Consider the following 15,021-nt stretch of genomic DNA (forward strand, 5'->3'; position numbering starts at 1 on the left):
TGAAATCACGGCTTGCCCGCGGGCGCAGCCTGTTGGCGGTTGAATAGTTCGGGGTCGAATTCGTCGCGTGGCTCGTACGGCTTAATGTCCGCGCCTTGCCGAATCGGCGTTCGCACATCGGGCATGCTCGCCTCGGGGGGAGCGCCGGCATCGGGATCTTCCCAGAAGTGCATCTCCTCCTCGGCGACCATCTCTGGATTCGCCGCCGCCGCGGGATCGACCACCGCAGGTTGTCCCGGCAGCGCCGGTGTCTGATGCCCCGCGAGCTGGACCGCATTGGGATCGGTCGGCAGCGGCGCTGGCTGAGTCCTACCCGTCGCCAGCAGCACCCACTCCTTCATTCGATCTTGAGCCTTCTGACGTGCCCCAATAAACACAGGCTTGGGCAACCCACCATGAGGCACCGCCGGCTGCATCAAGAGCGGACTGTGCTCGGGCTTCTCTTGGTCGATGATCGCCCACACCGCCTGCAGGTTCTTCAGCGTGCTCTCGCGATTCGCCACGCCGCGGATCAAATCGCGGTTGAGCTGGAACGAGCGGGCGTCTTCCGTCGAGTGGCATCCACCCGCCGCGCAGCCATTCACCAAGATCGGCTGAATGTGCCGCGAGAAGTCCTGTAGCGCCCCTTCGGGCAGCGTCGCGGCAAGTTGTTCTAGTTGGGCAAGCTCGGCGGCCTTCGCATTGGTGTCGACGGTGGGCACCTCGGCCTGCGCCAGCGCCGCCATATCGGTGGCACGCACCGCGGCGCTCGACGCCACTTCAATCCGACGCTCGAGATACGCGATGTCCGGGTGGCGGGGGTAAATTTTTCGGACCTCTTCGAGTTCCATCTGGGCCTGGGGCCAAAGTTCGTGCCGTATGCACCACATGGCGAGCGTAATATGGTCGGCCGCCGAATCTTCGCGAACCTCGATCCGTTTGCATGCGTAAGCATCCAGGATCGTTGGCACCACGCGTTCGACGTCGCGCGACGTGAGTCGCATCTCGCTTGTCCCCGTCGCGATGCGGTACGCGTCGCCGATGCGATCGACCTGGCCCTCCAAGATGTTGCCATTGCGGAGCACCACCACCTCGGTCGTTTGCGCCATGGCCACCGGGGCGAGCGGAAGCAGGATCAGAAGTAGCAGAGAGGAGACCTTCATGCCGGGCGTTTAGCCGATTTTCTCGGCTAACGTCAAGACGAGATGGCCCCGTCCGAGTTCGTATTTAGCCGTTTAGGCGCTAGCCTCGGTTGATCCCTGAGAAACCGTGGCTACCGCCAAACGGCTAATTTTGAGTCAGTCTGCGACGTTTATAGCGGCACGGCGCAAGCCGTCTGGCCGCCCACGGTTAGGACGAAGCACTAGAGCGCCCCCACCAAGCAAAGTAAACTGCTAGCATGGCACGGCCTGCAAAAAACAAGTCGGCAGACGAGACGCTGGCGACCAGCGAGTGTCGCGAGCTGATTTACTCGGGCGACGTCCAAGGCGTTGGCTTCCGCGCCACGACGTACCGAGTGGCCCTCGCGCTCGACGTCACCGGCTGGGTCATGAACCTTCCCGACGGTGGCGTGAAGCTCGTCGCAGAAGGAACGTGTTTGGAACTCGACCGATTGGAGCAAGGGATCCACGACCGCATGTCGGGCCACATCACCGACATCGCCCGCGACACCCGCCCCGCCACCGGACAGTTCCGAAGTTTTGAGATACGATACTGAGTTGCGGATTCCATCAACGCCTAGAGAATAATTCTTAGCCACGGATGAACACCGATCAAACACGGATCCAAAGATCAGGCCAATTGCAAACGAGAGCAAGGTAGCGCCCAACTTGGTAGGCTCCAAAGTTATTTTGAGATGAGATAGTTCCTTTTGCCCAACAGTCACGGCTTGATCGCAGCCATCCGTGTTTCATCCGTGTGAATCCGTGGCTAAAAACGAAGCGGTCGAAGTTTAGCGCCCTCCATCCACTCCCTTCTCCCCATCGCTTTCCAAATGCTTGACGCCTCGCTCCTCCCGCTGGCCAACATTCAACTTTGGGTCACGCCGCTCTGGTTGCTCTCGCTTGGCATCACCGTGGCCGCCCTGGTGCTGGCCGCCGTGTATGGGTTGATGCTGCTTGTGTGGCCGAACGGCGCACGCGAAGTTCGCCAGGCGGCCGGCGATGGCATTCTTACCCCCATTGCCTACGTCGTCGGCGCGTTCGTGCTGCTGGCGATCCTCGCTTCTCCTTCCATGCCCTACCGCGACGTGTGGCACTCGCTCCAGCGGCTCTCAACCACCGGCGACCACGCCAGCACGTTTACGATCAAGCCGAACGCCGAAGACCAAGAACTCCCCGTCGATATCGAATCCGAAGAACTGCTCCGCTACGAACTGAAGCCCGACCAAGATCTTCGCCTGTCGACCGAGAAAGGCCGCGGCTTCGTCGGTGCCGACTTCACGCTCACCGGCGGCGAGACCTACTCGTGGGACCCCACGCGGAAGTACCCCCGCATTCTGCAGGAGCGTGTCACCGCGCTCTACGCCAGCAATCCCACCGACCAACCGGTGAAGCTGACGCTTAACTACAAGACCGACGTCGAGATGCCCGAGGTCCACCACCTGCCCATCGCGCTGTTGTCGGTGCTGGCGATCGTGGCGTTTTACTTTCTCATTGATCTGTTGCTTCCCGGCGTCGCAACCGTCGCCATCGGTACCGCCAAGGAAGCCATTTCGCAGCCACTGTTCCTGGTGCTCACCATCGCCGGTGCCGTGGCACTCATCGTGTTCATTTTCATTCCGTACAACACGTTCGGCGAAGACGTCAAACTGCTCACCGACTCCGGCCTCACCACCATCATGGTGCTCGGCATCATCTTCTCGATGTGGACCGCCAGCACCAGCGTCAGCGACGAAATCGAAGGCAAGACCGCGCTGACCATGCTCAGCAAGCCCGTGAGCCGCCGCCAGTTCGTGCTCGGCAAGTTCCTCGGCATCCTGTGGCCGCTCTTGGTGATGTTCGTGATCCTCGGCGCAATCTTGCTGGTCACCATCAGCTTCAAGGTGGTGTACGACGCTCGCGAGTCGAGCAACCCCACGCCCGACTGGACGCTCTGCTACGCGACGATGATCGCCGCGGTGCCGGGCCTCGTGCTCGCCTTCCTGCAAGCCGCAGTGCTGGCCTCGATCTCGGTCGCCATCAGCACTCGCCTGCCGATGCTGCCGAACCTGATCATCGTCGGCTCGATCTACGTGATTGGCAACCTGCTGCCCCAGATCGTCCGCAGCAGCGCCGGCGAAATCCCCTTCGTCGCGTTCACGGGCAAACTACTCGCCGTGGTAATGCCGGTGCTGAACCACTTCAACATCCAACCCGCCATCGCCGCCGGCCAACCCGTCCCGTACGAATACCTCCTCTGGGCCGGCCTCTACGCCGCGCTCTACTGCGGAGCCATGATGCTACTGGCGCTATTGTTGTTTGAAGATCGAGATCTGGCGTAAAGTAGGCCGGATCAAGTGGAGCGCCGACCCGGCGCTTTGTGGCTAGAAGCACGTAAAAATGCTCCGGCGAAGAACGATTGTCGCGCGTGAGACTTGCGCAACCTTTCTGCTCCTCGACAATAACGCAGTACACCTAACCTCACGTGGGCGCTAAACGGTACGCACTCCACTGCCTCGGCTAGGGCGGTGTGGGAGGCGTTGTCGAAGGCGACGTCAAAGATGCAGGTGGAGGATACTCTTCTGGGCCTTGGCGAAATACTGAGTTCCGGAGGCAAGCTATTCTGACCGGTAGACGAGATAATTTAACAATGAATACAGAAATCGCTGCGAAACTGCTCAACGTAATTGAATATGGAGGGGTCGATGAACTTCGAGAGGTGCTTGCTGATTATCCCGAGTATCTCCAATACAAGTATGGAGCAACTAGCTGGCTTTCTGGCGCTGTGTACACGGGGAGTATTGACAAATGCAGGCTGCTAATCGATTTGGGTGCGGATGTAAATCAAGTTGACCAGCTCACACAAAAGCTATCGAAAGTGCCACTTGATACTGCGATTGCCAAAGATAATTTGGCAATGACCCGATTTCTTCTTGAGCGAGGCGCCAATCCTAACCAGGGCCGTCAAATCATCAGTGCTATCACCGGCAACAAGCACTCTCTCGAACTTGTCCAACTGCTCGAAGCCTACGGGGCCGATATTCACCGTGAGTTCCTTAACGAACACACTGGCCAGCAGATGAACGCCCTGAGTACCGCCCTGGACTGGGGCAAAGAGGACGTGGCGGAGTACCTCAAGTCACGTGGCTGCGTGTTGCCAGGCCAGTCACCGCACAAAGGGAAGTGAAAGTAGGCCGGGTCAAGCTCCGCGCCGACCCGGCGCTTGACGGTTCGCGCCAAGAGTACCGCTAGCCTGTTATTGGAGCTTCGTAGAGACGCGGCTTCCAGTTTTCGAGCGTCAGGCGCCGGATCGGCGCTCCGCTTGATCCGGCCTACTTAGTTCGTCAGGCTCCCGGGACGACCAACCTACTTACCCCGAAGGGGTTTCGGAGGTCAGCCCAGGGTTGCCCCCATTGCGAGTTCCACGAGCGCTGGGGGCTACCCTGGGTAAGCGTGCCACCATGATCCTGCGGTCGAGCAACTGACTCCCCATCGGCCGGGGCGTCGCCGAGACCGCAACGGCCCCCGCGGATCGCCTGAGGGATCTCGGCCGCTCTGATGGCTAACGCAGTCGGCGCCTACGGGCATCATCCCGGAAACACGGAATAAATTCCGTTGTACGACTATTTCCACTTTTTTCCGGAAAGCGACTAGAAAGCGCACGTTGCATGTGTTCTACTGTGCACATCCACTCATTTAGTGGACTTATGTTCTTTTACAACTTGAAATACTAGCGGAAAACGACAGGCGAGATGCTTGGCTCTAGGGTCGCCCTGCGCCGTGGGGCAAAGCGTGAAGTGCCGGGTCGGCGCGGAGCTTGACCCGGCCTACGAGAATTCTGCCGCCCCCTTAATAATGTCGCACCTGCGGGGAACCCCTGCGACTTTACCCCGCGGCACGACTTCGTGATTCGTTTCGCAAAGTGTTGGGGAGACGCGACTTACGACGCAACTCCCTCGGGGGAGCGAAATGAGTAAAGTCGCAGTCGATGCGATTCTGCAAACGTGCGACTTTATGCGTAGCCGGACTCGCAAGAGTTCGGGTGCCTTGGAGGTTCGCCCGAACTCTTGCGAGTCCGGCTACCACAAGACTTAACCCACGCGGCGAAGCGGGACGGCGGGCGTGAGCATTGCACCGCGGCGACCCAGGGGCGAGGCGTCCCATTGGTGCTTGTCGATCGAATGGAGCACTTGCTCGGCGACCGCCAGCGCGTTGCGACCCGCCTTGCCAGTCACCCGGACCTCGCGGCCCGTGCGAATCGCTTCGGCGAAGTCGCGGTGCTCTTCGGCGATGGCGTTGGTTTGCTCGGGTTCGTGCTGCTCCTTGACGAGCAGCGTTTCGAACAGGTGATCGCGATAGTGAGTCACTTCGTCGGGCTTGAGCGACGCCAGGTCGAACTCGCCGGTGAACAGACGCGGATCGGGATGAATGGTGGTGGCTCCGCGAGTGGCGAAGTCGATGTTCGCGAAGCTACTGGCCGTGAACACTTGCATGCTGCGAGCGGGCTGGTAGTTCACACGCGATGCGGTGAGCTGGGCAATCGCGCCATTGGCGAAGTGAATCGTAGCCTGGGCGATGTCTTCCTGATCTCCCATCACCGCAACGCCGAACGCACGCACGTCGACCACGCGGCTTTTGATGAGCGACAGGACGATGTCGATGTCGTGGATCATCAAGTCCATGACAACGCCAATGTCGGTCGAGCGGAACGTAAACCCACTCGCCCGCGTGCCTTGGAGGTAACGAATGTCCGTCAATTGATCGGCGACGCACTCGAAACCGGGATTGAAACGCTCGACGTGCCCGACTTGGAGCTTGAGGTTCTTCTGCTTGGCGATTTCGCAGAGTTCGTCCGCTTCGTCGATCGTCGTGGTGATGGGTTTCTCGACCAACACATGAATGCCGGCTTCGAGCAGGTCCTTCACCACTTGGTAATGATAAACGGTGGGCGTGGCGACGATCGCGGCTTCGATCTCGCCAAATAGTTCGCGATAGTCGGCGACCGCACGTGTTTTCGTTTCCTCGGCGACGCGCTCACGGGCTTCCTTCACGACATCGACGATTGCAACGAGGTCAATGTGAGGAGCTTCGGCAGCCAGACGAGCGTGAATGCGACCCAAATGGCCAGTTCCGATGATGGCGGTACGCAGAGGTTTCATGGCGGAAGTATCGAGGCGGGGCATGATTTGGCGGGGGGACTTTCGGTCGTAGGACCTGGCGTCTCCTGAGTGGTGGGGAGTTAGTTGGGAGCCTTAAGCAGCGCGGCGAACTTCGCGTCCGCGTCCGTGGCGACCTTCCTGCTGACCTTCGATGAAGCCGAGCAGATGATTGACTTGAGGCAACAAATGATCGTTACCACGCAGCACTTCGCGAGCCGCATCGAGCCCGATCTTCGAGCGATACAGCAGACGATGGGCTTCGGCGAGGGCGTCGATCACGGCCGAGTCGAAGTTGTTCCGCTTGAGTGCGACGATGTTGATGCATCGCGGACGAGCGGGCAGACCTTCGCACAGCATGTAGGGAGGAACGTCGTGCAGCACCCGGCTCAGTCCGCCGACGAAGCTGAAGCTGCCAATGGTTGTGTAATGATGAACGGCTACACCACCCGAGATCGAAGCGTGATCGTCCACATGAACATGACCACCGAGCATCGTGCCGTTGGCAATGATGATGTGGCTACCGAGCTTGCAATCGTGAGCGACGTGCATGCCGGCCATCAGGAAGTTGTTGCTACCAATCCGCGTGATACCATCTTCCTTCTCGCTGCCGCGATTGATGGTGACATTCTCGCGGATGATGTTGTTATCGCCGACAATGACCTGCGTGTCAGTTCCGGCGTAGCTGATATCCTGAGGCTCGCCCCCGATCACGGCGTGGGGATAGATCACGTTGTCGCGGCCGATGGTCACGTGACCCATCAGCGTGACGCTGTTCATGATCTTGGTGCCCGCACCGATCTTCACGTGAGGACCAATGGTGGTGAAGGGGCCCACTTCGACTTCTTCGTCAAGCTCGGCTCGTGGATCGATCCAGGCGGTGTTCGCAATGCTGGTAGCCATGACTTTGGAGGGGTTAAGGGCGAGGAGCAGGAGGCGAAGGTGGAGCTCGCGACCGTCGCGTATAAGGTGTTAAGCCGACTTGCGCCGGACCTGTTGTTGTTCTTGCTTGAGGAGCGCCGCGACAAGCTCGGCGTTGAGTTGATGACCACTACGGCAACCAACGATATGACCGACGATCGGACGACCAGCAAGCGCGAGATCGCCAACGGCGTCGAGCACTTTGTGCCGCACGCATTCGTCGGGATAACGCAGGGGATTATGGATCGGGCCGGCTTCGTCGAAGATCAACAGGTCTTGCGTCGTGACGCGGGTACCTTTGCCCATCGACACCAGGGCGTCGGCTTCTTCGCGAAGCACGAATGTGCGAGCGGCTGCCAGTTCGTAGCGGAACTGCTCGGGCGAGATCTCGGCGGCGAACGACTGGCGACCAATCGCGTTGCCTGGACCGTAGTCGAGATGAAACTCAATCGACAGACCACCTGTGGTGGTAGGTTGAGCTTCGACCCACTTGTGCGAGTCGCCAACGCGAACGGTTTGCTGAACCACCAGCGGGCGAGTGGGCGACGATTGAATCACGACGCCGGCCATGTCGAGGGCATCGACAAACGCTTGAGCCGAACCATCGCAGCCGGGAATTTCCTCGGCGGTGACCCAGACATCGCAGTTGTCAATCTCGAGGCCAGCAAGAGCGGCCATGATATGTTCGATCATTTCCACGCGATGCTTGCCGTTCTTCAGAACGGTGCGGCGTGGACGGTCTTCGCGGAATTCGAGACCAACCGGAAAACGTACGGGCGCGATACCAGGAGCCGAACGCAGTACAAAGGTCACGCCACTATTGGGCGGAGCAGGCCGGAACTCGACGCGGCAATCTTCGCCACTCCAGTAACCGAAGCCTTCGACGGCGGCTGCACGGGCAACAGTGCGCTGATGGCGCAGGGGGATCATCGGAGGTGGGCTCCCAAGCGGGGTTTTGTCCGAGACGGACGAAATCACAATTCAGCTTTAAGAACGTCAGCGAGCAAGAGCCCCCAACCCGGCCGCCCAAGGGGGGCGATGGGCGGCCGGGTGTTAGTGGGGCATTGCACGTTATTGACGGGCAGGCTGACCCGCAGGATTGGTTCCGATCGCAGGCGTGCCACCAGCCGGAGCACCCGGAGCAGGAGCAGCAGCACCATTGTTGACGATCGCCAAGATGTCGCGAGTGATGTCGACGTTGTTCTCGAACACCACGGGCTTGTTGATGTCCTTCAAAATGTCCTGAGGCTTGGTGGGATCGGGCTGATCGCCATTGAACCGCAGCACCAGACCGATGTTACGCTGCTTGGCGTACTGGGCGATGGTGTAGGTGACTTGCTGATAGGTGGTGAAGTACAGCTTGCTCTCACGCTCCATCAGATCGCGACGCAGGCGATCCATGTCGACGTTGAACTTGGTCTTCACTTCGACGAGTTGGTCGTCGAGCTTCTTGTAATCGGGGGTGCCGGCAACCAGTTGATTGCGAGCGTCTTCCATCTTGGTGATCTGATCGCGCTTGGCTTTCAGGTTCTCCTCGATATTCTTCATTTCGCCCTTCATGTTTTCCATCGTCGCATTGAGCTGCGCGTGGTTCTTGAACACGAAAGCGATGTCGACAACCGCGATGCCGAACTTGGGGGCGTTAGCGGCTTCTGGGTGCTGGGCTTGAGCAACGCCTGAAACACCAACCATCAGGATGGCCGCGACGGCCAGTACGAGAGTCTTCACGTCAGCACTCCTTGCTGAAAGAACAGGGTCATCCTTGACCAAAGTGAGTATTTCCAACCGAGCGACGAGATTGCTCGGCCGGATGTCAAGCGGGCGGTATTGTGCCGAGAACCCGCAGAGGGGGCAAGGCCATTCTTATAGGTATTTTAAAAGTGTTTTTGGAGTGCTTTTGAAAAGAGAGATGGACTCTGGTTTCTTCGGGGAACACAGCGAAGAGGCAAGCCAATGGACACCACAAGCGGGGACCACTGCTATCACGATGACATTCCTAAGAAATCGGTTTTGACAGGGTTTCCGTTGGCTACTATGCTCCCAACCCCGCCCGGCAAACCGCTTGCCACCCGAACCATCGTATGCGTTTCGTTCGCCTCCCGGCTCGATCCACCGGGGGCGTCTCACGGTAACTTCGGTAACTCCCTATGCATTCCGATCGAGTGTTGATCGTCGACCAATCCGCCGAATCGCGAGAGGTGCTATGCGCCCTGCTCGCTCGGAGCGGAACTGCTTCCATCGAGGCCTCGCGGGCAGCCGAAGCGGTGTCGCTTGCCCAGCAGCTTCGTCCCCAGTTGATTGTGCTCGACGCCGACAGCGATCCGAGCATGGACCGCCAGGCGACACGGGATTTGACCGCCGCGGCGCGCCGCACCAATACCCCAATCGTTCTACTCGGCAAAATTACTGGTGCGGAAATCGCGTTCGACCCCTCCGAGCTGCTAGCAAAACCCTACCACTACGGGCAGTTGATCCGTAGAATTGAAGGCGTCTTGGAGCAGCGTCGCGCCGCGTGATGGCGATTGTCGGCCTGGTCCATGGGGTGTCCGCTGACAATAACTAGCCGGTTGCCGTGCCGAGTCTGTTCGTTATCCAAGGACGAGATCAGGGGTCGCGTTTCGACCTCGATGGCACCACCGTGTCGTTAGGTCGCGTCGCGACGAACACCATCCAACTGCACGACACCGAGATTTCGCGTGAACACGCGACCCTCGAACTCGAAGGCGATACCTACCGCTTTCGCGACCTCAGCAGCTCGAATGGCAGCTTCATCAATCGCAAAGCGGTTACCGAGCACCTGCTGGCGAGTGGCGATCAGATTCAACTCGGCCGCACGCTGCTGCTCTACACCGGTGTGCCTCAAGAGCATCCCGACCTGTCGGACGAAGTGAACATCGTTGCGGCGGGAGTAAAGGACGACGAGTCGCGCATTCTGCACGCCGTCTCGCAGGGAGACTCTAGCGACCTATTGTCGGGACCGTCGGACGCCGATGCGAGTCCGTGGCTGGCGCGGGCGCGGAGCAATCTGCAGATCATGTACCGCACGGCGCTCGCCGTGAGTCACACGCTCGACATCGATGAGCTGCTCGCTCGCATCATGGAGATGATCTTTGAGTGGGTCGATGCAGACCGTGGCTGCATCATGCTGAAGGACGAACGCACCGGACAGCTTTCGCCTCGCGTGCGGCGTCATCGACGTGGGGTGCAGACCGAAGACAAGATTACGATTAGTAAGACCATCCTCGACTACGTCGTCGAGCGCAACGAAGGCGTGCTGACCAGCAATGCCCGCGACGATCAGCGATGGGATCCCGCGCAGAGCATCGTGAAGCTCGGCGTTCGCGAGGCGATCTGCGTGCCGATGCAGGGTCGTTACGACGTGGTGGGTGTGATCTACATCGACACGTCGCTCACGCCGCAGCGGATGCTGCAAGAGCGGACCACCACGAAGTTCAATCAAGAGCACCTGAAGTTGATGGTGGCGATTGCCCACCAAGCCGCGCTCGCCGTCGAAGACACCGGCTACTACAAGGCGATGGTGCAAGCCGAACGCCTCGCCGCGGTTGGACAGACCATTGCGTCGCTTTCGCACCATATCAAGAACATCCTGCAAGGCGTTCGTGGCGGAAGCTATTTGATCGAGCTCGCGATGCAGGATCACGCCAAGACGCTCGCCTCTGGCGAGCACGACCCTGAAACGATGGCCCGTGCGCTCGATACCATGCAAAAAGGCTGGAAAATCGTCGAACGCAACCAGGAACGCATCTCGGGCCTGGTGATGGACATGCTCACGTTTAGCAAAGAACGCGAGCCCGAACCCGTCCCCGCCCAGCTGAACGAAGTGGTCGACGACGTGGTCGAGTTGATGCAGGTGCGGGCGAGCGAACTCGACACCAAGCTGACGTTCACACCTGCCACGAACATTCCGACATCGATGTTCGACCCCGAAGCGATCCACCGCGCGGTGCTCAACATTGTGACCAACGCCATCGATGCCTGCGAGGATTGCACACGCCGCGAAGTGAAAGTCTCAACGCGGCTCGTCGACGCCGGCAAGCTGGCCGTGATCGAAGTCGAAGACTCCGGTATTGGCATCGCGCAGAAAGACATCGAGTCGATCTTCACGGTGTTCGTAAGTGGTAAGGGTGGTCGCGGCACCGGACTTGGACTTCCGGTGAGCCTGAAGATCTTTCAAGAGCACGGCGGGACGATTCGCGTCGAGAGCGAACCCGGCAGTGGCAGCAAGTTCCTGCTTGAACTACCCGTGCAGGTGGTTCCAAAAAATGGTGGCCGGCCGTCACGCGAGTCGCTCGATGAGGAGCTCGCGAACGATCGATCGGACAGCCATATCCAAAGCGCGACGATCTCGACGTAGCCGGACTCGCGCACTTTGTACAACCATACTCCGTGTGGTTAAGCGATGGCGCAGACTACTTCAGGTGGGCAGATTTGCTCCGGTCCTAAAAGCTAACGAAGGCCACACATCTTACTACTCAACTTCCCCAGCACTTGAACGTCCTTCGTGATGCTTCTCCATACGGAGTAGGGAGGTACTATCCGCGGACGAAGGGGTTGTGGCGTTTCTCGTAGCCGATGGTGGTTTCGGGTCCGTGGCCGGGGTAGACGATGGTGTCGTCGTCGAGCGTGTAGAGTTTCTCGACGATCGAGCGTTCCATCGCTTCGGCATCGCCATCGGGGAAGTCGGTGCGACCGATCCCGCCACGGAAGAGCATGTCGCCGCCGATGAGGATCGGTGTTTCGAAGTTTTCGAGCACGAACACGATGTGCCCCGCGGAGTGGCCTGGGGTTTCGAGGACCCGGAATGTCATGCCGGCCGCTTCGTAAGTGTCCCCCTCGGCGAGTAGGACGTCGGCCGGAGGGCTGATCAGGTTCGCGCCGAACATCGCCGAGAGATTCGCCACGGGGTCGGTGAGCTTGTAAGCGTCGCCATGGCCAATGACGAGTGGGCACTGGGGCCAGCGGTTGAGCAGGGCTTCGTTGCCGCCGATGTGATCGCTGTGGCCATGCGTGTTGAGGACCGCCGCGGGGATGAGTCCACTGCTATCAAGCTTCGATAAAATCTTGCCGGGTTGCAGTCCAGGGTCGACAACCACGCAATCCGGACGGCCGGAAATGCCGATAAGATAGGTATTCTCGTCGAATGGCAGCGAGACAATGCGGGCAATTTCGGGGGATTGAGTAGAACTCAAAGTTTGCGTCTCCCTTTTGGATCGGGCAAAGGTTAACTACCATTGGTGGTGCGAACCCACCGAAGTCGCCACGCGTACGTCGAAATCGCGGCGGCAATTCGGGGTGATCGAACATCACGCCGAAGAACTGCCCAAACTGCCAACCGAACACGTTCGAGAGTAATTGGTATCGACATTCAAGGGCAAGGTTGTCATAGACTGCCTTGCTTGAAATTATCGCCTCGCCTCGGGCCACACCGGCCGACCCTTAGCGATGGGAGAAACAGGAACATGAAGTTTTCGACCGCCACCAACCGTGTTACCGCGTCGCTGGCCTTGCTAGCAATCGCCGGCACCGCCTTTGCCCAGCAGCAGCGGGGTGAGAAGCTTCAGGAGCCCGTGTTCCGCGTTGCCCACGAAACGCCAGCCACTCCGGTTTCGGCCCAGGGCGTTCCCGCCACGGCCATTTCGACCGCCGACGACGCGTTCTTCGACCTTACGCAGGCCGAAGGCGAGCACCCGCTGGCTCCGTGCAAGCGTTTCGCCGAACGGGTGAAGGCGCACATCGAAGCGAACGTGAACGACTATAGCTGCACCTTCGCCAAGATGGAACGTATCGACGGCACGCTGCAGGAAGCCAACTACATCCAAATGGAAGTGATGCACGATCCGTTCAGCGTGCACCTGCTGTTCAAACAACCCAAGGCGGGGCAGGAATGCCTGTACGTCGAAGGTCAACATGAGGGCAACATGCGTGCCCGTGCGAATGGCTGGCGTGGTACGATCGCCGGTGTGTTGACGCTCGATCCCAACGGATCGCTCGCGATGGACGGCCAGCGGCACCCCATCACCAAGGCGGGTGTGAAGAATCTGACCAACGAACTGATCCGCATTGCCGAAAACGACATGAAGTACGGCGAGTGCGAAGTGAAGACCTACCCCGACGTGAAGCTCGGCAAGGGCGAGAACGCCCGTTCGGCGCTGATGATGGAGATCACCCATCCGGTGCCTCGCCGCGAATTCAAGTTCCACCTGGCCCGCGTTTACGTCGACAAGGAACTGAAGATTCCTGTTCGCTTCGAAGCGTACAACTGGACCAAGGACGCGAACGGCAAGCCCCAACTCGACGAGCTCTACATGTACTCGGACGTGAAAGTGAACAGCGGCCTGACCGCTAATCACTTTAGCGAATCGAATCCAGCGATCTTCAAGAAGTAACGTTACGCTTCAAGAGGAGTCGCGAGCGACTTACTCGCCCTTGATGGCGTAGAGGTGCGTCTCGGTGCGGGCGATCATTTCACCATCCACGATGGCTGGAGTCGCCATTTGGCCGGCGTCAAGTTGGTTGCGACCTAGCTCGGCACCCGAGGTGCTCTTGGCGTCGACGATGGTCGTGGCACCTTCGCGGTTGAAGAAGTACACGCGCTCGCTCGTTGCCAAAGGCGAGGCGGAGTAGTTGCCTTCAAGTCGCTTCTTCCAGACGACTTCGCCCGTCTTGGTGTCGAGGCATTGGCCAACGCCGGTGTCGCTGACCATGAAGATCTTGCCATCGATCAGAACGGGCGAGGGCTGGGTGGGTACTTGTTTGCCGTGATGCCAGTCGACGTGCGACTTGGTAATGTCCCCTTCGCCACCGCGACGAATAGCCAGCAAGTTTGCCCGCGTGAAGCCGGTGCAGCAGTAGATTCGCTCGCCATCGACCACCGGACGCGGGGCGAGGGAGAAGCCGGCTCCGTGATCGAGGGTCCACAACTCGCGGCCATCTTCCGGTGCGTAGGCAATAATCCACTGGGCACCGGGAATCACAATCTGCTTCTCGCCGGCTTCTTCGATTACCAGCGGCGTGGCGTACGACTTGCGGAAGTCGGGATTCGTAGCGCGAAGTGGCGGGCGGTCCTTTTTCCAAGCGACTTCGCCAGTCTCTTTGTCGACCGCCACGATGTACTGGACGTCGGCACCATCGCAGGTGAGCACCAGCAGGTTGTCGCACACGACGGGGGAACTGCCGGGGCCGACAAGGTGCTCGTGGGCGAACTTCTTCTCCCACACTTTCTCGCCCGTCGACGTATCGAGGCACACCGTGCCGTAGCAACCGAAGTGGCAGTAAAGCCGGCCTGGTTCGAGCACAGGGGTCGGCGAGGCGTAGCTGTTGAGCGAATGAATGGGGTCGGGGCTCGTGACGTGTGCGAGCTCGATGTCGTGCACGATTTGTCCCGACTGACGATCGACGCACACGGCACGCAGCGAAACATCCGCCGCCAGTGCCATCGCGTTGGCGGTGGGGCTGTTCTTGGTTCGCTCCTTGAGCACCTCGGGGTCTTCGGCCCGCTCGATCGCGGTGGTGAGCCAAATCTGGTCGCCAAGCACCACGGGCGACGACCAGCCGCGACCTGGTAGGGCGGTCTTCCAGCGAATGCCCGCGTCCTCGCTCCACTTCAGCGGCAGCGCGTCGGAGACGACCCCCTGCCCTTCGGGGCCACGAAACTGCGGCCAGCTCTCTTCGGCGACTGCCACAGAGAACGAGGTCAGGGACAAGCACACGAGAACGCTAAAGGCCACACACCGCAGAGCCATGCGAACGTCTCCCAGGACGAGTCAGAGTACACTAGCTGGGACGAATTGTAGCAAACCCCGGAT

The 15,021-nt window shown here is 59.7% G+C and carries 13 protein-coding genes; 6 read left to right on the plus strand and 7 right to left on the minus strand.

Annotation, left to right across the window (positions count from 1 at the left end; all coding sequences use genetic code 11):
• Positions 1-5: 5 nt before the first annotated feature.
• Positions 6-1,142 carry a hypothetical protein gene (locus tag SH292x_RS13770; protein ID WP_442481587.1) on the minus strand — a complete coding sequence of 379 codons (1,137 nt, stop codon included), beginning with the start codon at positions 1,140-1,142 and terminating at the stop codon, positions 6-8.
• Positions 1,143-1,378: 236 nt separating this feature from the next.
• Here SH292x_RS13770 and SH292x_RS13775 point away from each other — a divergent pair, with 236 nt between their 5' ends.
• The 3 genes from SH292x_RS13775 (at position 1,379) to SH292x_RS13785 (ending at position 4,305) form a co-directional block, all read left to right on the plus strand.
• Positions 1,379-1,696 carry an acylphosphatase gene (locus tag SH292x_RS13775; protein ID WP_442481588.1) on the plus strand — a complete coding sequence of 106 codons (318 nt, stop codon included), beginning with the start codon at positions 1,379-1,381 and terminating at the stop codon, positions 1,694-1,696.
• 276 nt (positions 1,697-1,972) lie between these two features.
• The gene (locus tag SH292x_RS13780) at positions 1,973-3,460 is read left to right on the plus strand and encodes an ABC transporter permease (RefSeq protein ID WP_442481589.1); all 1,488 of its coding nucleotides are present in this window, start codon (positions 1,973-1,975) and stop codon (positions 3,458-3,460) included.
• Between the two features lie 308 nt (positions 3,461-3,768).
• A complete protein-coding gene (locus tag SH292x_RS13785; protein ID WP_442481590.1) occupies positions 3,769-4,305 on the plus strand; it encodes an ankyrin repeat domain-containing protein in 537 nt (178 codons plus the stop codon).
• A 904-nt stretch (positions 4,306-5,209) separates the two neighbouring features.
• Here SH292x_RS13785 and SH292x_RS13790 read toward each other — a convergent pair.
• The 4 genes from SH292x_RS13790 to SH292x_RS13805 all read right to left on the minus strand — a co-directional run bounded on the left by SH292x_RS13790 (position 5,210) and on the right by SH292x_RS13805 (position 8,923).
• Positions 5,210-6,277 carry a Gfo/Idh/MocA family protein gene (locus SH292x_RS13790; RefSeq protein ID WP_442481591.1) on the minus strand — a complete coding sequence of 356 codons (1,068 nt, stop codon included), beginning with the start codon at positions 6,275-6,277 and terminating at the stop codon, positions 5,210-5,212.
• A gap of 93 nt (positions 6,278-6,370) precedes the next feature.
• Positions 6,371-7,177 carry an acyl-ACP--UDP-N-acetylglucosamine O-acyltransferase gene (gene lpxA, locus SH292x_RS13795; RefSeq protein ID WP_442481592.1) on the minus strand — a complete coding sequence of 269 codons (807 nt, stop codon included), beginning with the start codon at positions 7,175-7,177 and terminating at the stop codon, positions 6,371-6,373.
• Between the two features lie 69 nt (positions 7,178-7,246).
• Positions 7,247-8,125 (minus strand): UDP-3-O-acyl-N-acetylglucosamine deacetylase, encoded by an 879-nt coding sequence (lpxC, locus tag SH292x_RS13800; RefSeq protein ID WP_442481593.1) that lies wholly within the window; start codon positions 8,123-8,125, stop codon positions 7,247-7,249.
• Between the two features lie 141 nt (positions 8,126-8,266).
• On the minus strand, positions 8,267-8,923 hold the full coding sequence (locus SH292x_RS13805) for an OmpH family outer membrane protein (protein ID WP_442481594.1): 657 nt from the start codon (positions 8,921-8,923) through the stop codon (positions 8,267-8,269).
• A 419-nt stretch (positions 8,924-9,342) separates the two neighbouring features.
• On the opposite strand from SH292x_RS13805, the gene SH292x_RS13810 reads away from it, so the two are divergent.
• Together SH292x_RS13810 and SH292x_RS13815 are read left to right on the plus strand one after the other, a co-directional pair.
• On the plus strand, positions 9,343-9,711 hold the full coding sequence (locus SH292x_RS13810) for a response regulator (RefSeq protein ID WP_442481595.1): 369 nt from the start codon (positions 9,343-9,345) through the stop codon (positions 9,709-9,711).
• A 56-nt stretch (positions 9,712-9,767) separates the two neighbouring features.
• Positions 9,768-11,570: an ATP-binding protein gene (locus SH292x_RS13815; protein ID WP_442481596.1), complete on the plus strand. Its 1,803-nt coding sequence runs from the start codon at positions 9,768-9,770 to the stop codon at positions 11,568-11,570.
• A gap of 178 nt (positions 11,571-11,748) precedes the next feature.
• On the opposite strand, the gene SH292x_RS13820 is transcribed toward SH292x_RS13815, so the two are convergent.
• Complete coding sequence (locus SH292x_RS13820) at positions 11,749-12,405, minus strand: MBL fold metallo-hydrolase (RefSeq protein ID WP_442481597.1); 657 nt, start codon at positions 12,403-12,405, stop codon at positions 11,749-11,751.
• A 270-nt stretch (positions 12,406-12,675) separates the two neighbouring features.
• Here SH292x_RS13820 and SH292x_RS13825 point away from each other — a divergent pair, with 270 nt between their 5' ends.
• Complete coding sequence (locus SH292x_RS13825) at positions 12,676-13,602, plus strand: DUF1571 domain-containing protein (RefSeq protein WP_442481598.1); 927 nt, start codon at positions 12,676-12,678, stop codon at positions 13,600-13,602.
• Between the two features lie 30 nt (positions 13,603-13,632).
• Here the strand turns inward: SH292x_RS13825 and SH292x_RS13830 are convergent, their stop codons facing one another.
• A complete protein-coding gene (locus SH292x_RS13830; RefSeq protein WP_442481599.1) occupies positions 13,633-14,958 on the minus strand; it encodes an outer membrane protein assembly factor BamB family protein in 1,326 nt (441 codons plus the stop codon).
• Between the last annotated feature and the right edge of the window lie 63 nt (positions 14,959-15,021).

Origin of the sequence: Aeoliella fuhlenseeensis, assembly GCF_052161615.1 — a bacterium.
In the GTDB taxonomy this organism is placed as follows: domain Bacteria; phylum Planctomycetota; class Planctomycetia; order Pirellulales; family Lacipirellulaceae; genus Aeoliella.